This window comes from Paraburkholderia sp. RL17-368-BIF-A, assembly GCF_046054045.1.
Taxonomy (GTDB): domain Bacteria; phylum Pseudomonadota; class Gammaproteobacteria; order Burkholderiales; family Burkholderiaceae; genus Paraburkholderia; species Paraburkholderia graminis.
In genome coordinates this window covers 46,054-62,542 of sequence record NZ_JARESN010000014.1, presented here as the reverse complement: position 1 = coordinate 62,542, position 16,489 = coordinate 46,054, and the positions used below count along the sequence as shown (strand labels likewise).

The 16,489-nt window shown below is 62.5% G+C and carries 20 protein-coding genes; 7 read left to right on the top strand and 13 right to left on the bottom strand.

All coding sequences use genetic code 11. The features are described from left to right. Positions 1-27: 27 nt before the first annotated feature. The 5 genes from P0D87_RS22835 to P0D87_RS22815 all read right to left on the bottom strand — a co-directional run bounded on the left by P0D87_RS22835 (position 28) and on the right by P0D87_RS22815 (position 6,317). A complete protein-coding gene (locus tag P0D87_RS22835; RefSeq protein WP_171799993.1) occupies positions 28-1,419 on the bottom strand; it encodes a four-carbon acid sugar kinase family protein in 1,392 nt (463 codons plus the stop codon). Continuing rightward, positions 1,416-2,714, bottom strand: coding sequence for a ribulose-bisphosphate carboxylase large subunit family protein (locus P0D87_RS22830; protein ID WP_053859447.1), 1,299 nt, complete (start codon positions 2,712-2,714; stop codon positions 1,416-1,418). The genes P0D87_RS22835 and P0D87_RS22830 overlap by 4 nt, the downstream gene beginning before the upstream one ends. Further along, positions 2,711-3,250, bottom strand: a complete 540-nt coding sequence (locus P0D87_RS22825) for a VOC family protein (RefSeq protein WP_053859448.1) — start codon at positions 3,248-3,250, stop codon at positions 2,711-2,713. The genes P0D87_RS22830 and P0D87_RS22825 overlap by 4 nt, the downstream gene beginning before the upstream one ends. A 92-nt stretch (positions 3,251-3,342) precedes the next feature. Further along, complete coding sequence (locus P0D87_RS22820; RefSeq protein WP_053860749.1) at positions 3,343-5,229, bottom strand: TRAP transporter large permease; 1,887 nt, start codon at positions 5,227-5,229, stop codon at positions 3,343-3,345. 62 nt (positions 5,230-5,291) lie between these two features. Beyond that, positions 5,292-6,317 (bottom strand): TRAP transporter substrate-binding protein, encoded by a 1,026-nt coding sequence (locus P0D87_RS22815; protein ID WP_006049393.1) that lies wholly within the window; start codon positions 6,315-6,317, stop codon positions 5,292-5,294. 198 nt (positions 6,318-6,515) lie between these two features. Here P0D87_RS22815 and P0D87_RS22810 point away from each other — a divergent pair, with 198 nt between their 5' ends. The 3 genes from P0D87_RS22810 (at position 6,516) to P0D87_RS22800 (ending at position 9,201) form a co-directional block, all read left to right on the top strand. Further along, the gene (locus P0D87_RS22810; RefSeq protein WP_053859449.1) at positions 6,516-7,571 is read left to right on the top strand and encodes a LacI family DNA-binding transcriptional regulator; all 1,056 of its coding nucleotides are present in this window, start codon (positions 6,516-6,518) and stop codon (positions 7,569-7,571) included. A gap of 160 nt (positions 7,572-7,731) precedes the next feature. After that, on the top strand, positions 7,732-8,049 hold the full coding sequence (locus tag P0D87_RS22805; protein WP_053859450.1) for an ArsR/SmtB family transcription factor: 318 nt from the start codon (positions 7,732-7,734) through the stop codon (positions 8,047-8,049). 90 nt (positions 8,050-8,139) lie between these two features. After that, the gene (locus P0D87_RS22800) at positions 8,140-9,201 is read left to right on the top strand and encodes an alkene reductase (protein ID WP_006049390.1); all 1,062 of its coding nucleotides are present in this window, start codon (positions 8,140-8,142) and stop codon (positions 9,199-9,201) included. Positions 9,202-9,349: 148 nt separating this feature from the next. Here the strand turns inward: P0D87_RS22800 and P0D87_RS22795 are convergent, their stop codons facing one another. The 3 genes from P0D87_RS22795 to P0D87_RS22785 all read right to left on the bottom strand — a co-directional run bounded on the left by P0D87_RS22795 (position 9,350) and on the right by P0D87_RS22785 (position 10,714). Continuing rightward, a complete protein-coding gene (locus P0D87_RS22795) occupies positions 9,350-9,877 on the bottom strand; it encodes a GNAT family N-acetyltransferase (RefSeq protein WP_053860750.1) in 528 nt (175 codons plus the stop codon). Between the two features lie 54 nt (positions 9,878-9,931). Next, positions 9,932-10,393 carry a VOC family protein gene (locus P0D87_RS22790; RefSeq protein ID WP_029966211.1) on the bottom strand — a complete coding sequence of 154 codons (462 nt, stop codon included), beginning with the start codon at positions 10,391-10,393 and terminating at the stop codon, positions 9,932-9,934. Between the two features lie 66 nt (positions 10,394-10,459). Then, positions 10,460-10,714, bottom strand: coding sequence for a hypothetical protein (locus tag P0D87_RS22785; protein WP_053859451.1), 255 nt, complete (start codon positions 10,712-10,714; stop codon positions 10,460-10,462). 182 nt (positions 10,715-10,896) lie between these two features. Here P0D87_RS22785 and P0D87_RS22780 point away from each other — a divergent pair, with 182 nt between their 5' ends. Then, positions 10,897-11,310 (top strand): hypothetical protein, encoded by a 414-nt coding sequence (locus tag P0D87_RS22780; RefSeq protein WP_006049386.1) that lies wholly within the window; start codon positions 10,897-10,899, stop codon positions 11,308-11,310. Between the two features lie 89 nt (positions 11,311-11,399). Here the strand turns inward: P0D87_RS22780 and P0D87_RS22775 are convergent, their stop codons facing one another. Then, on the bottom strand, positions 11,400-11,627 hold the full coding sequence (locus tag P0D87_RS22775; RefSeq protein WP_006049385.1) for a DUF2795 domain-containing protein: 228 nt from the start codon (positions 11,625-11,627) through the stop codon (positions 11,400-11,402). 212 nt (positions 11,628-11,839) lie between these two features. On the opposite strand from P0D87_RS22775, the gene P0D87_RS22770 reads away from it, so the two are divergent. From P0D87_RS22770 to P0D87_RS22760, 3 genes are all read left to right on the top strand, one after another. Beyond that, complete coding sequence (locus tag P0D87_RS22770; protein WP_029966218.1) at positions 11,840-14,005, top strand: response regulator; 2,166 nt, start codon at positions 11,840-11,842, stop codon at positions 14,003-14,005. 62 nt (positions 14,006-14,067) lie between these two features. Further along, positions 14,068-14,283 carry an FmdB family zinc ribbon protein gene (locus P0D87_RS22765; protein ID WP_053859452.1) on the top strand — a complete coding sequence of 72 codons (216 nt, stop codon included), beginning with the start codon at positions 14,068-14,070 and terminating at the stop codon, positions 14,281-14,283. An 89-nt stretch (positions 14,284-14,372) separates the two neighbouring features. Beyond that, positions 14,373-14,948, top strand: coding sequence for a low affinity iron permease family protein (locus P0D87_RS22760; RefSeq protein ID WP_006049382.1), 576 nt, complete (start codon positions 14,373-14,375; stop codon positions 14,946-14,948). Positions 14,949-15,017: 69 nt separating this feature from the next. On the opposite strand, the gene P0D87_RS22755 is transcribed toward P0D87_RS22760, so the two are convergent. From P0D87_RS22755 to P0D87_RS22740, 4 genes are all read right to left on the bottom strand, one after another. Then, positions 15,018-15,311 carry a DUF6723 family protein gene (locus tag P0D87_RS22755; RefSeq protein ID WP_029966222.1) on the bottom strand — a complete coding sequence of 98 codons (294 nt, stop codon included), beginning with the start codon at positions 15,309-15,311 and terminating at the stop codon, positions 15,018-15,020. A gap of 166 nt (positions 15,312-15,477) precedes the next feature. Next, positions 15,478-15,603, bottom strand: coding sequence for a hypothetical protein (locus tag P0D87_RS22750; RefSeq protein WP_006049380.1), 126 nt, complete (start codon positions 15,601-15,603; stop codon positions 15,478-15,480). 79 nt (positions 15,604-15,682) lie between these two features. Then, on the bottom strand, positions 15,683-16,111 hold the full coding sequence (locus tag P0D87_RS22745) for a GFA family protein (protein WP_053860751.1): 429 nt from the start codon (positions 16,109-16,111) through the stop codon (positions 15,683-15,685). Between the two features lie 56 nt (positions 16,112-16,167). Beyond that, positions 16,168-16,320 carry a DUF6496 domain-containing protein gene (locus P0D87_RS22740; RefSeq protein WP_006049378.1) on the bottom strand — a complete coding sequence of 51 codons (153 nt, stop codon included), beginning with the start codon at positions 16,318-16,320 and terminating at the stop codon, positions 16,168-16,170. Positions 16,321-16,489: the final 169 nt, after the last annotated feature.

Here is a 16,489-nt window from a genome sequence, read left to right as displayed (position 1 = left end):
ACACCTGCCAATCAACGGTCAACGCAGTTAAACGTTGCTGCGTTCGTCGTCGCCATACCCTTCGAGCATTTGCTGAAACACGTCTGCGTCGCCCATCTGGCCACCCTTGAGCATTAGCTCGACGCCGTCCAGTTCGGCACTGTCGGCATGCACGCGGCACACGGTCACGCCGGCCGGCAGCGGAGCAAGGTACGACAGGCCCCATGCGCCCAAGGTCCGCACAGCGATGCTCGAGGTGTCTCCGCCAGCAATGCCGACACGCTGCAATTTCACTGCGCCCAGCACCTGGCGCAGCAATGACGCACACGCGTGCGCGAGTTGTGGCAGCGCGCCGGGCGTTTCGTGCGCGTTCGACCGGCGCCGCGCCGTGAAGGCCAGCACATTGCTTCCATTGCGCAACGCGTCGGCGATTGCGGCCACTTGCGCCATTAGATAGCCGTGTGCCGATTCGCCCGTCATCTGCAGCGGGTCCAGTTCAATGTGGCGATAGGAATGCGCGGCGCCGATCTGCACCTCGGTCAACGGCGACAGACTGCCGGCCAGCACGAATACCGGACCGCGTGCACGAGCCAACCGCTCGCGCTGTGGCACTGCTTCACTGGCCGCCGATTGGCCGAGCGCCGACGCATACGCCTGCGCCACGCTGCTCGCGCCTACCGCAAGCAGCGGCGCGGCACTTCTCACCTGATGCATCAGCAAGCGCCCAATCGCGTGAAGATGCGAATCGTCGAGCACGTCGAACAGCACGGCATCGGGCCGCAAAGCGAGCCGGCGTTGCAGCTCGGTCCGAAGCGCGGCCTCGCCTGCCGCGTAGCAGCGCCAGTCGATGTACTGCACGTTATCCACGCCCTGCCGCTGCAGATGCACGCGCAGATCCGCCTCGTTCATCGGCGTAACGGGATGCCGGCTCATGGTCGGGTGACGATCGATCCGATAGATGGACGACTTGTCATCGTCAGCACCCGCCGCTGCAAACAGCTCACCAAACACGCAATAGCGCCGCAGATTGGGCTGTCCGCCAATCACTGCAACAAGCGGATTCGCGCAATAGTCGCGCAACGTGCGGATCGCCACGCCGATGCTGCCCGTTTGCGGCGCGCTATCGAAAGTCGAGCAGACCTTGTAGTGCATCACGCGCACGCCGAGTTCGGCAAACGCCTGACCGACATTTGTGAGTTCGACCCGCTGCTCATCCGGCGACATCGTACGCGCGGCTCCCGCCACGCCAATCGCATCGAGCGGGCCGAGCTTTCGCAGACGCGCTGCGTCCGGTGGCGCTAACAGCAGCATGGTGCGCAAGCCGGCGCGTGCGAGATGCGCGAGCGTATCGGTCGCGCCGGTGAAATCGTCGCCGTAAAACGCGTATTGCGGGCCGCCGCCGGCCTCGCCGCTACGGCTGTGGTCGTCGTGTGAACTCACTTGCGGCCGCCGAAAAACTCGAGCGCGCGCCGCAGTTCCGGCATGCGCTCCGCGTAGACCGGCACGGGCGTGCGCGCCTCTACCGCGGCCCATGCCTGCCGCACACTCATCACACCGGCTGCGGGGCCATCGGGATGCGCGAGGATGCCGCCGCCCGACATGAACAACAGGTCGGTGGATCGCACTGCATCGAACGTCGCTTGCGCAGTGCCTGCCCACTGTCCCGAAGAAAACGCCGGCAATACCGTGTCGTCGCAGCCTGCGGCGAGCGGCGTCGCGCAGTCGCGTGCGGACTCGATGACTTCGTCGTCGCTTTGCGCGAACTTGCCGGCGAGGCCGTGTACATGCATATGATCGACGCCGGCCAGACGCCACAGCGTCTGATAAGCCTGAAACGATATGCCGAGCGACGGATCCCGCGACATCATGCCGTAGCCGTTGCGATGCGCGTGCAGCACCAACGGCGTGGCGCGACGCAAAGTCTGAATAGCAGAAAAGCCGCACCAGTTGATGCTTGCCATCACACACGTGCCGCCCTCACGCTCCACCAGTTCCGCGTGACGACGCATCGCGTCGAGGTCGTCGGTGATATTGAAGGCGACCATGACCGTGCGGCCGCTGCGCTCGCGGTAGCGACGCACTTCGGACATGACCGCGCGCACGCGTTCCGCGAGCGGCGCATGCGCGGGGTTCGCACTTACTTCGTCATCCTTGATAAAATCGACGCCTGCTTCGCACAGATCGCGTACCAGTGCCGCGGTTTCTTCAGCACTCAGGCCCACGTTCGGTTTGATGATGGTGCCGATCAGCGGCCCGCCGGTTACCTGCGTCAGCGCACGCGTACCCTGCACGCCATGACGCGGAGTTTCAAAGCGCGCACGATAAGACGCCGGCAAACGCAGCGACAATAGGCGCATGCCAGTGACTTCGCCGAGGTCGTACAAATTGCCTGCGACGGTCGCGGCAAGCGTCGGCAAGTTAGCGCCAATATTGGCAAGCGGAAAAGACAGCGTAACGCGCGCGCGCCGCCACGGCCCTCGCGCGCCCTGTCGGGCAAGCCATGAGCTATGAAGACTCGGCTGCGCCGCGGGTTCCATCTCGTCGATGCGCAGCACGCTCGCGCGGCTTCGCGCGCGCAGTGCGTCGGTTTCGTTCGCCACGCGCACGAAAGTGCCGCTCGACTGCTCGCCCGCCATGATCTCAGCGACGCGCGTGGGATCGAGCGGCGTCTCGATCAGATAATCGGCTTCGAGCGAATCGCGATCGCCGCCATGCGGCTGCTGTGCGTCGGTCATAGCGCGTTCAGATCAGGAAAGCGGCGCACCGGCTCACGGCCGTCCCAATCGCGTGAGGCTGCGTAGATCATGTCGAAGAGCTTGCCCTTTGGACCCGCAATCTCCGAGAGCTCAATCACCGTTCCCGGATGATTCTCCGTGTCGAAGTAAACAAAGCGGCCGTTGCGGCCGACTTCGCCGCTCATCGCAACCTTGAAGCCTTGCTGCTGCAAACGCGCGAGGTCGGCGTCGAACGAAGTGGTCCAGTAAGCGTTGTGCTGAAGCCCTGTATTGCCAGCGGTGAGAAAATCGCGGTACATGGAGGGCGCCTCGTTCCTTGTCTGAATCAGTTCGACCTGAAGCGGTCCGGAGTTCGCCAGCGCAACGGAGTTATGGACTTCGTATGATTGCCCGCGATAAGTGTAGTTTTCAATGGGCACACGTTCGTTGTAAAACCACGGTCCCACACCGAGCACGCGGCTCCAGTAATCCATCGCGGCTTCGATATCGCGCACCACGTACCCCGCTTGACGAATCTCGCCAAAGAAACGACTCATGAAAATCTCCCCACGCAGCAAATATTGATAGACGAGCGACTCCCCGGCGCGGCAAAAATGCAGCGCCCGAAGGTCGAACGGATAGACAGCAGTTAGAGAAAGCCGGTTGAGATCCAGGGTATCGCGGCAACGACAATCAGCCCTACGATCAACGCCCCCATATAGCCGACGATAGGACGGATGCCCGCATCGGGACTGACCTTGCTGATCGCGCACGCGGAGTAGTAGCCGACGCCGAACGGCGGCGAAAAGAGACCCACACCCATCGAGAGAATCACCACGATCGCGTAGTGAACTTCATGCACGCCCGCAAGCCGCGCGATTGGAAACAGCAATGGACCGAACAGCACGATCGCCGGAATGCCTTCGAGCACGCTGCCGAGCATCACGAACACGACGATCGACACGGCCAGAAAACCGTATGCGCCGCCGGGCATTGCACCCATCCATTGCGCCAGGTCCTGCGAGAAACCCGATTGCGTGAGGGCCCATGCCATTGCAGTGGCGCAGCCGATAATGAACAGAATCGCGCCCGACAAAGTGGCTGCATCGACAAGCATGCGGGGAAGCCGTCGCCACTCGAAACGGCGATAGATGAGGAGGCCGATCAGCATCGAGTAGGCGATGCCGATGGTCGACACTTCCGTAGCGGTCGCGATGCCCTCGACCACCGCGGCCCGGATGACGAACGGCAACGCCAGCGCGGGCAGCGACACAATAAAGAGCCGGCCTATCTGCCGCTTGCTGAAGCGCTGCGTGCCGCTCAAATCCTCCTTCCGATAGCGCCACCACACGACGACGCACAGAACGAGCGCGAGCACGGCGCCCGGCAACATCCCCGCAGTAAAGAGCGCGGAAATGGAAAGCCCGGTGACGGAGCCAATCGTAATCAGCACGATGCTCGGCGGAATGGTTTCGCTTTGCGCGCCGGTGGTGGCAAGCAAGGCGACGAGGTCGCCCTCGGACGCGCCGCGCTTTTTCATCTCGGGAAACAACACGGGCGCGATGGCCGCCATATCGGCCACCTTCGATCCGGAAATGCCGGACACGAGATACATCGCACCGATCAGCACAAACGACAGCCCGCCGCGCACATGACCGACAAGGCTCGCGAGGAACTGGATCATCGCGCGCGCCATGCCTGTCATCTCGATCAGCAGGCCGAGAAAGACGAACAGCGGCACCGCCAGCAGCACGAGATGCGACATGCCTTCGTCCATGCGCCCCACGACCACTTCCAGCGGAGTGTAGGTCGACAGGCCGAGATAGCCGAACGTGGCGAGTGCGAACGAAAAGCCGATTGGCACGCCGGAAAAGATGCCGATTGCAACCACGCCCACAAAGAAGATGATCAGATTCGCCTTGCCGAGCGTCTGGAACCACGGTCCTGCCCACATCGCCGCTGCGCCGAAAAGCGCCGCGATCACCAGAGCGATAGCGACGTCGCGCATGCGGCAAGTCTGTGCAAGCCGCATCACGCCGACGACCAGCATCAGCGCGGCGCCAATCGGCAATGCAAACGCACGCCACGCATTGCTGATCTGCAAAGCAGGCGTGACGATGGCCGCTTCCCCGGATGCGTAGTTATAGGCGGGCGCAACGAGCAGCGCGAGCAATGCGACCGACGCGGCAACGGCAAGCGTGTCGACAAATGCGCGACGCTCCGCCGATAACCGGCTGACGAGCGCGGTCATACGCATGTGTTCGCCGCGTCGCAATGCGAGTACGGCGCCTAGCATCGCGAGCCAAAGGAACAGGATGCCGGCCAGTTCATCCGACCACACCAGAGGTTGATGCAACGCGTAGCGCGATACCACGCCCGCCAGCATCACCACGATTTCCACAGCAAGCAGCAGCGCCGCGCACACTTCGACGACCGAAATCAGGCCGCGGTCGAGCGCCTTCAGCCAGCGGCGCGGCGTGCTCACCGTCGGCAACGGCACAGTGGCCTGCGCCGCGTTCAATACGTGATTCGACATGCTGCCATCTCCTCGCGGCCGTGCGCCGCGCGTCGTCCGATGCTTGCCCGCGCGGTGTTGCATCAGGCCAGTTTGCCGACCGATTGCTCGAGCAGGTCCCACGCCTCATTGCCGAACTTGCCTTTCCATTGCGCGTAGAAACCCGCTTGACGCAGCGCCGCGCGAAACGAATCAGGCGCGGGCCGGTTGATCGCAAGGCCCTTGCTTTGCAGATCGGCGACCGCCGCGTCGTTGAGCTTGCGCACATCGTCGCGCTGCTTCAGCGCGCACTGATTGAACGCGTCGCTCGCAATGCCTTGAAGGTCTTTCGGCAGACGCTGCCATGCGCGCGGATTCAGTACGAACCAGTAGCCGTCCCACATGTGATTCGTCAGTGAGCAGTACTTCTGCACTTCGTAGAGCTTTGCGACCTGCACGATAGGCAGCGGATTTTCCTGCGCATCGACAATATGTGTTTGCAGCGACGAATACACTTCGCTGAATTGCAAACTGGTCGGTGCGGCGCCGAGCCCCTTGAACATGTCGATGCTGAGCGGGCTCACCGGCACACGAATCTTCAGTCCGCGCATGGTCTGCGCGCTCGTGATCGGTCCGTTGCTGGTGGTCGTCTGACGAAAGCCGTTGTCCCACATCTTTTCAAACGACTCCAGTCCGGCCTTCTGCATCGCCGCGCGCACATAAGCGCCGAGCTTGCCGTCCATCGCGGCCCACACCTGGTTGTAGTCGTTGAACGCAAAGCCGACGGCGTTGATCGCAACCGACGGCGCGAGCGTCGATACGACGAGTGCGGAGGGCGTGAACATCTCAATGCCGCCGCTGCGCACCTGCGCGAGCATGTCCGTATCGCCGCCGAGCTGGTTGTTCGGGAAGATACGGATCTCCATGCGCCCCTTCGACGCCTCGCGGATCTGATTGGCCGCCTCCTGCGCCCGAACGTTCAATGGATGAGTCAGCGGCAGGTTATTGCCGTACTTGAACACGAACTCCGGGCCGGATGCAGCACGCACGATCGCCGGAAAGCCGAGCGCGCCGGCCATCGGCGCGGCGGCTGCGGCACGCAGCAATGCGCGTCTCGCGAGGTTGGTCATTTGAGTGTCTCCTTGCTTATAATTGATGTGACTGACGAATCCATCAAAAAACATCATCACCTGCTGGCAACGCTCCGACTTCCGATCGACTGCGTTGATCTGTCGTGTGATAGCTGCAAGACTAGGCGTGCGCGGCAATCGCTGTCAAACCGCGAACCTGATGGTTTTTGATGGACTTCCAATCTGCGAAGGACGGTTATGGCCGATCCGGTTAACCTCATCACCGCCGCACGTGCCCGCATTCCGGACATCGCGCGCGCTGCGGGCGTCTCCACTGCCACGGTGGACCGTGTGCTCAACCGGCGCGAAGGCGTGCGCGCCGTCACCGCACGGCGTGTGCTGGAGGCGGCCGCGCAACTCGGCTATCTGCTCACACAGGAAGCGCCTGCTGCGGCCGCTTCCAGACCCATGCGCATCGCGTTTCTGCTGCCCGCCGGCACGAATCGCTATCTGCATATGCTGGGCGACTATATCGACTTCGCGCACGATCAATGGAATGCGCTCGACATGAAGTGCCGCGTGCATTACGTCGAAAGTTTCAACCCTAAAGAACTGGCCGACCGTCTGCTGCATTACGGACAACGCGCGGATGGCGTTGTATTCATGGCGCTCGAGCATCCTGTGGTGCGCGATGCAGTCAATGCGCTGGCCGACCAGGGCGTGCCCGCGATCACGCTCATTTCGGATCTGTCGAATGCGCGGCGTCTCGCTTACGTGGGCATCGACAATCGTTCGGCGGGACGCACCGCGGCACTGTTGCTCGGTCGTTTCATGGGTCCTCGGCCGAGCGGAAAGATCGCAATGCTAGCGGGCAGCCTCAACTATCGCGGACATGAAGAACGCGAGATCGGCTTTCTTCATCTGATCGAATCCACCTTTCCGCAAGTGCGCGTCATCGGACTGCGCGAAGGACAGGACGATAGCGAGCGCAACTATATGCAGACGCGCAGGCTGCTCGAGCAGCATCCGGACCTCGCCGGCATTTACAACAGTGGCGGCGGATCGGATGGCGTGGCGCGCGCAATCGTCGAAGCGCGCTCGGAACAGAAGATTCTTTTCGTCGGGCATGGGCTGACGCCGGACACGCGAGCCTTGCTAATCGACGGGACCATGGACGCGTTGATCACGCAGACTCCGCAGGCCATGGTTGGAAACTGTCTGCGTATTTTCCGCAACGTGCGCGACAAGCGCGATGCGATGAGCGACGTGAAGCCGGTGCAGTTCAGCATCGTGCTGCGCGAGAATCTGCCCTGATAGGCGGCCCTCATCCATTCCCCCACCCCCAGTAGTGCCTCAACGCATATCGTCAAAATCCGATATATACTTCGTCCAGTAGCGATGCAGACGTAAGGCAACGCGACGCATCAACGCGCCGCGCGCCTGCTCATTGAAACCGCATGACGGTAGTTGACGAATGAAACGAACCCCCATCGCGCCGGACATGGACGCGATACACAAGGCGCTCGCCAATCCGGTGCGGCGCGAGATTCTTGGCTGGCTGCGCGAGCCGCATGCGCACTTCGCCGATCAGGAACTCCCGCTCGATCACGGCGTATGCGCAGGCAAGATCGACGCGCGCTGCGGGCTCTCGCAGTCCACCGTGTCGGCCCATCTCGCCGCGTTACAGCGCGCGGGACTGGTCACGTCGAAACGTGTGGGGCAATGGGTGTTCTTCAAACGCAACGAGGCCGTTATTCAGGCGTTTCTCGAGCATATGAACTCGAAGCTCTGAGTCGTCCCGCATCGCCGCTTTCGTCACTTTCTTGTTGTCACGCAACTCTTTTCGGCAAGGCGTCCGCGCCTCCGCCAAAGGTGAATATTTATGCCGACTCTTTTCGATCCGCTGCAAATTGGCGACCTCACGCTGTCGAACCGCATCATCATGGCGCCGCTCACGCGTCAGCGCGCGGAGGAAATCCGCGTGCCGAACGCGCTAATGGCGAAGTACTACGCCGAGCGTGCAACGGCGGGCCTCATTATCAGCGAAGCCACTTCCGTCACGCCGCAGGGCGTGGGTTATGCCGACACGCCGGGCATCTGGTCGCAGGAACAGGTGGAAGGCTGGAAGCTCGTCACGCAGGCCGTGCACGCTGCCGGCGGCAAGATCTTCCTGCAACTGTGGCACGTGGGCCGCATTTCCGATCCGCTGTTCCTGAACGGCGAGTTGCCGGTCGCGCCGAGCGCGATTGCCGCGAAAGGCCACGTGAGCCTCGTGCGCCCCGAGCGTCCGTATGTGACGCCGCGCGCACTCGAACTCGATGAAATCGCGGGCATCGTTCAGGCCTTCCGCAAAGGCGCGGAAAACGCGAAAGCAGCGGGCTTCGACGGCGTTGAAGTGCACGGCGCGAACGGCTATCTGCTCGACCAGTTCCTGCAGGACAGCACCAATCAGCGTACCGACGCCTACGGCGGCCCGATCGAAAATCGCGCGCGTCTGCTGCTCGAAGTCACCGACGCCTGCATCGACGTGTGGGGCGCACAGCGCGTGGGCGTGCATCTGGCGCCGCGCCGCGACTCGCACGACATGGGCGATTCGAATGCCGCGGCAACCTTCGGCTATGTGGCCCGCGAACTCGGCAAGCGCAAGATCGCGTTCATCGCCGCGCGCGAAGCGTTGGGCGAAGATCGCCTTGGCCCGCAGTTGAAGAAGGAATTCGGCGGCCCGTACATCGCGAACGAAAAGTTCACGAAGGAAACCGCGCAGCAAGTACTCGACGCAGGCGAAGCCGACGCGGTGGCCTGGGGCCAGTTGTTCATCGCGAATCCCGACCTCGTGCGCCGCTTTGCGACGAACGCGCCGTTGAACAAGCCGGACCCGGCTACGTATTACGCTCGTGGCGAGACGGGTTATGTGGATTATCCGGCGCTGGAGACTGTGGAATAAGCGGTGGAATAAGCAGTAAAGCAAGAAGATTCGCTGCTGCAAACATGTAGCAAAGAGCGGCGGGTGTCATCGGAGCATGTGCAAAACTCCGGCGACGCCCGCCGTTTTTTTCTATGAGTCGCGCAAAGCATGCACGTCAAAAACCGCGTCAACCGAGATCGCGTCGCATGAAAACGCGCTTCGATTCATCAAGCCCTCGCGCAATATGCGCATCGCGCCGCGCAATCAGCGCGTCATCAAGCTCCGCTCCTTCGATATCGCGGAAGCCGAGTCGCCGGTAATACGGCGCATTCCACGGCACGTCGCGATACGTCGACAAAACAAGCTGCATGAGCCCGCGCGAACGCGCCAGTTGCACGATTTCTTCGATCAACGCCGCGCCGATGCGCCGCCCCGCATGCGAGGTCAATACGTCCAGTTCCTGAATGTAGATGCGCGCCGGTTGCGGCTCGAACATCAGGAATCCGGCGCGCGTGCCATCGCTATCCACCGCGACGATAATCTCCTGCGCCGCAATCTTGCGCTCGACCACGGCGAGGCTCATCGGCGGCGCATCCGCGATGCCGGTCATGCCGACGCTCGCGAAGCGCGCGCCCGCTTCGAATTCGATCGCGCGAATGGTTTCTGCATCGTCCGCTTTTGCAAAACGGAAACTGACGCCGGCGGGTTGTTGCATGTGAATCGGAACAGAACCGGCGCGGTTAATCTCAGGCTCGTTACGCATATCCCGCTATATCCAGCCTTCGATGTTCAAGCCGCTCACGCGCTCCGCTTCTTCGCGCGAAACGGCGCGCACGGTCTGCCCGAAACTCCAGATATGCCCTTCCGGATCGCGCGCTGCATAAACACGGTCGCCATAAAACTGATCCGCCGGCTCGCGCGTGATGACAGCGCCCTCGGCCCGCGCGCGGGCGCAATGTTCGTCGATGCCTTCGCTTAGTTGCACGTGCACCGATTGGGTATTCTTCCCGCCGACCGATACAGGACTCACGGAGTCTTCCGACCATTCGCGGCTGATCATCACGTAGCTATCGCCGAAACGCATTTCCGAATGAGCGAGTTGCCCGGCGTCGTCGGTAATCACCATTTGCCGCTTGAAGCCGAAAGCCCGCTCGAGCCATTCGAGCGCGGCGAACGGGTCCTGGTAATAGACGGCCGCGCCCAATGACGGCCGATGCGTCGATTCACTCATGACAAGTCCCTTGCAAACCGGAGCCCGAGCGCGGCGCTCCTGCAATTTAACTGACACGACGACGCGTTATTGACTCCCGGAGGCTGCGGACGCCGCGCTGCCTGATTGGCCCGAAGCACCCGCCGCCGTATCGCTCGCGCGTTTCGCGGCGTCGCTCTCACCGCTCGTTCCATTCGCGCCCGCCGAATTGCTCATCACACCGCTGCTGGCGGAACTCGTGGTGTCCTTGTTCGCGTCGTCGACCTTCTTGCAGCCGGACGCGCCCATTGCCAACGCGGCAATCGATACGGCCAGCAACGCGCCTTTCAGATTCGAATGCATGGTAGCACCGTTCGGTTCGCCGTCGCGCAAGGCACGGCTTGGGTTAGTCGATGTCAGCCACGCGCAGCATCGCTCATGCCCGCACGTATGCGCGACAGGTCGCACGCGACCGCGGCAAGCGGCTTGCTGCGAAGCTAGTCTCGCCAGCAAATCTGGCGATGCCACTAAAAGGAGAACCGATCATGCTGCTCAGCGACGAAGAACTTGCGCGCCTCGAAGGCGTTGCGCCTTTTCTCGAGAGCGAGGCAAAGACGTCGCTCAACTTTGCGCCTGACTACGAAGTGACGGCTGAATTCGCGGCACATCTGCAGCCGGGTCTGCGCATTCGCGCGGCTAATCAGGACTCAGGCGATGCCGACGCGCCGCCTTATCCGCTGAACCTGTTCGTCGGCTTGCCGCTCGACGAATTGCGCGAACTCATCGAAGCCAAAGACAGCGCACGCGATGCAATGATCGCGCGCTTCGGCGCGTCGTTCACGCCGCGTCTGTTGCGTGCAATCGAAACCGAGACGCCGGGCGCGATCAATCTCGATGCGGGCGTGCAGAACGAGGCGGGCACGCTGTCGGTGATGCTTGCGGAGCTTTCGCAAACATGACGCAACGCGAACCGTTGCTGCTTGTAGTTCGTTCCGTCGCTTGCAGATTTGACAGCGGCCGCGGCCTTGCACGCCGCGGCCGCGCGAGGTCACTCGTTGCCCACGCCCTTCGAGACTTCCGCCGGACTGCCGTACTCCTGTTCCGGCAAACGTTCGAGCGCGTCGAGCACTTCGTCGTCGGCGCCGTTGCCTTTTGCGGTGTCCAGCAGACTCGCCTTGTCGGCGGGATACGAGGCGCCTTTCAGCGCCTTCTGGACATCGATGAATTTGCGAATCGGACCGCCGTTGGAACTGGTCGAATTGCTATTGGACGCCATATGCATCTCCTTGAGGTTCGTCATCGGGTGGCAGACGGTGCAGCATCGCGCGTTCCTCGCGCGCGTTCACACGTCGCGTGGCAGCGTCGCATGCAAACGCACTCTTTCGCCGTGTCAGGAATGAATCTGGCTGCAGCCATCTATAGGGCCGCCGCGGTACGGGCGGCCCGGTTTCTTCTTCTCAAGCAAGCAAGCAAGCAAAGGATCTTGCCGTGAGCACTGCGGACCGCGAAGCCATTCTTGTCAACCAGCAAGCGATTCTGGCGCGATTCGGCGAGCTTGCGTTGCGTTCCGACGATCTCGACGAGATCCTCACCGAGGCCTGCCGGCTCGTGGCCGAAGCGCTGCAAACCGACATGGCGAAGGTGATGGAACTACAGAAGGACCGCGTCACGCTCGTCGTGCGCGCGGGAGTCGGCTGGCCGCCGGGCGTCGTCGGCGAGGCCAGGGCGCGCGCCGAGCGCGGTTCGTCCGAAGGCTATGCGTTGCAAACCGGCAAGCCCGCGATCTCGCCCGACATCGCCAATGAAAAGCGCTTCCGCTACTCGCAGTTCATCGTCGATGCGGGCGTGAAGGCGCTGATCAATGTCGTGATTCTTGGCGGAAAAGACCGGCCCGCGTATGGCGTGCTGCAGGTGGACAGCCGCAAGCCGCGTGACTTTAGCGACGTGGACACCGAGTTCCTGCGCTCCTACGCGAACCTGCTCGCCGCTGCGGTCGAACGGCTTCGCATCGCCGCGGAAACGCGCAAGCACGCGACCTCTCTGCGCGAAAGCGAAGAGCGTTACCGCATGCTGGCGACGCAGATTCCGCAACTGGTGTTCACCTGCACGAGCACGGGCGAGCGCACCTGGGACAGTCCGCAATGGACCGAATACAGCGGACTGCCGGAGAAGAACAGCCGCGGTCTCGGATGGCTCGATGCGATTCATCCCGAGGACCGCGACGCGACCATGGCGGCATGGACTTCGAGTGAGGCGCAAGGCGAATATGCGGTCGCGCACCGCATCCGTCGCGCGGACGGCGCGTACCGCTGGTTTCAGACGCACGCGAGGCCGGTGCGCCCCGAAGGACGCACGGTGACGTGGCTCGGCACATCGACGGATATCGAGGACCAGGCTCGCATACGCGAAGCGCTGGAACGCAGCGGCGAGGAACTCGAAAGACGCGTGTACGAGCGCACGGCCGAATTGCAGCAGGCACTCGACACGCTGCATGTGGAAGCGCGCGAACGTTCGCGTGCGGAAGAACGTCTGCGTCACAGCGAAAAGCTGAAGGCGATCGGCCAGCTCACAGGCGGCATCGCACACGACTTCAACAACATGCTGCAAGCGATCATGAGTTGTCTCGGCCTGATTCGCGTGCGCATGCAACAAGGCCGCCCAAGCGACGTCGTCACGCTCGTCGAGCGCGCGGAAAAAGGCGCGGTGCGCGCCGCGACTCTCACGCACCGTCTGCTCGCGTTCGCTCGCCAGCAAACGCTCGAGCCGCGGCTCGTCAGCCTCGACGCGATCGCGCACGACATGGAGGACATGATCCGCCGCGTGGTCGGCGCGAGCATCAACGTCGAGCTGAAACTCGGCGACGGCGTGTGGCTCGTGCAATGCGACCCGAACCAGATGGAAAGCGCGCTCGTGAACCTGTGCGTGAATGCGCGCGACGCGATGCCGGACGGCGGCTGGCTCACCATCAGCACAAGCGAAGTGATCCTGAACGAAGCGGAGGTGGCCGACTTCGAGGACGCGCTGCCTGGGCGCTACTGCTGCATCGCGGTATCCGACACGGGCACCGGCATGTCGCAAAAGATCATGGAGCACGCGTTCGAGCCGTTCTTCACGACGAAGCCGTCGGGCCAGGGCGTCGGTCTCGGCCTGAGCCAGATATATGGCTTTGTCAGACAGTCCGGCGGAATCGTGCAGATGCAGACTGCGGTCGGCAAAGGGACGACGGTGCGCCTCTACATGCCGGCCTCCGTGCAACGCGAAGACGTCGAAGAGCACAGCACTGGCCCCGGCAAAACCATCATGCTCGTCGAGGACGAAGAGATCGTCCGCGAAGTTACCGCCGAGCAATTGAGGGAACAGGGCTATCGCGTACTCGAGGCCGACAGCGGAGCCGCGGCGCTGCGGCTGCTGCATGCGGGCGCGCGTTTCGATCTGCTGATCAGCGACGTCGCCCTGCCCGGCGCGCTGAACGGCCGCCAGGTCGCCGAGTCGGTGAGACAGCGCTATTCGCGGATGCCCGTGATACTCGTCACAGGCTATGCACCGGGCGATACGCCGTCCGACATGGAAGTGATCAGAAAGCCCTTCTCTCCCGAAGTACTCGCCGCGCGCGTGCGCGCTAAACTGGAGCAATCGCAAGCCGGCGTCGACTAAACGACGCAGTCGCCCCGCGCGGCGATCGGCACTTAAATTTTTCGTCTCGCAGATCGACACCCATGCCAGTTTACGACTACCAGTGCGCCGAATGCGGCAACTTCGAAACGGCGCGCCGCATTGCCGAGCGCGATGAACCCGCGCCCTGCCCGAAGTGCGGAAACGCTGCGGCGCGCGTGGTGATCGGTGCGCCGTCGCTCGGCGGCGGCTCAGCCGATTCGAGCGACGACGCGGGCAGTTACGGCATGCGCCATCGCGGCGGATGCTCGTGCTGCTGAAGCATTTTTTCGTATTACCGGAAGCCGCTTGCGCGAACCCGGCACGAACTGTGCTGCGCGTTCGATAGAATCATTCCGGGAGAAATAACATGAGACCAGCAGAAGCGCGCTCCAGCTCGGACAGCATCAACACTATTCCGCCGACCTCGAGCCCCGCGTACGCATCGCGCAATCCGGTCACGCGCGCATTCGACGTGTTCGCCAGTTCAGTCACGCGGATCGCGGGTTCGCCCATCGCATTCGGCCTCGCGCTCATCACGATAGTCGTTTGGGCCGTCACGGGACCGGTCTTTCATTTTTCCGACGCGTGGCAACTGGTCATCAACACGGGCACCACGATCATCACGTTCCTGATGGTCTTTCTGATCCAGCAAAGCCAGAACAAGGACAGCGTCGCAATGCATCTCAAACTTAACGAATTGCTCGCGTCGCATCGGGCGGCGAACAATCAGTTGATCGGTATCGAAGACGCTTCAGAAGACGATCTGCGGCGGCTCGCGGCCGCGTACCTGCGGCTGGCAAGCCGCGTCGGCGCGCATGGCAGGGAGAGCGTCGATGTGGATGCGTGTGTGGAGAAAACCGCGGCGGAGAAGGCTCGGAACGAGGGGAACAACGAAGCGAAAAGCGAAGCAAAAACCGAAGCCAAGGAAAGCGAACGCGCCTGATCCCGCGCCTCACGCCTGCAATCTCATGCGCGGCCTCGCACGCCGCGCGCCCCGCTTCGCTTCACGCATTCACGGCTCCGGGTTCAGCAAATCCGCCGCGACCAGTTCCGCGCCCTTGCGCGCGGCAGCCTCGCGCGCTTCCAGCGCGGTCTCGAATGGACCGATCATCGGCGCGCCGTCGTAAGGGAAAATCACGCGGTCATCCGTCGTCCTCACGACCTTCAGGTCGCCGGTGAACGTGCCGGTCGCCGTGCGTCGATACGTCGGGTAGATCCTGTAATCGCTCGCGGTGGTGGGCGCACCGTCGGGCGATGCGAAGTCCCGCAGCGAGCTATTGCGAAAGTGCAGCTTCCTTCTCACCATCTCAATCCCTGCAATTGCTATCGTCGACTGGTTAGGGGCCTTGTAAAAAATCACATGGCGATGGCGCATACGCGGACACGGCGCGCATCCAATGCGCGCCGCGCTCTGTCGTCACACGGGCTGCCGGCGTGTCAAAAGCGAACGCCGGCAAGCCTGCTACAGCGAATCAGGGCTGACGTTGTCCGCCCTGGTGCTGCGGCGTCTTCTGCTGGTTCTGCTGTTGCTGGCCGCTCTGCTTGCCCGCATTCTTCGGATTACCAGGTTGTGTATTGGATTGCTTTGGATCGCTCATCTCTGCTCCTTGGTTTGCGAAAGTAGTGGCCGGAGGCACCGGCGTTCTGCACTGCATGCTTTACGCGACTATTCAGCGACTATTCAGGGCTTTCCTCCTCATACTCGGTACGCACGCCCTTAGGCAGCCACGGTTCCTTGCGGCGGCACCACAGTTCGTAAGTAGGTTCGTAAAGCCCGACGTTATCGAACGCGCCGAGCGGCACGTCCAGTTCATCGCTTCCCAGATATTCCATGAAGGCCACCGACCCGCACGTCGGGCAAAAGTATCGGCGTCCTTCCGCCGAACTTTGCCAGGTCTGCACGGGACCGGTGAATTCGACAACGTCGCGGGCGAACATCGCATAAGCGCCGAATGCGCTGCCGTGAACGCGGCGGCACGTCATGCAGTGACACAGCGATACGCGCCGCGGTTGAGCGGTGACGCGAAACCGCACCGCTCCGCATGCGCATCCGCCTGCCTGTTCAGCTTGTCCGCTTTGTGTGGGTTCACTGTCTTGCGTGCCCATGCTGTTGCCTCCCGTCCGAGGTTGCGGTGTCGTCGTGTCGAGCGCCATTCGGCGCGTTACTTGTCGCTCTTCTTCGGAATCTTCGCGCCCGATTTGCGGGCCTGGTTCAACGCAATGGCGACCGCCTGCTTACGCGGCTTGCCATGTTTCGTTTCGGTCTTGATGTTATGCGAGACGGTTTCCTTGGATGTTCCTCTTTTCAGCGGCATGATCTTCTCCCGTCAGTTGACGCGTTGATCGGAACGCAGCGAGCCGGCTGGCCGGCCTCGGCTGCCATTACAGCTACGACTCAAACTACCATTCAAACGCAGCACGCCACGTGCCACATGGCGTGCTGCGCGAGGCCGGCGTCGACGGAGCGCGGGCTTGCCGCTTCGC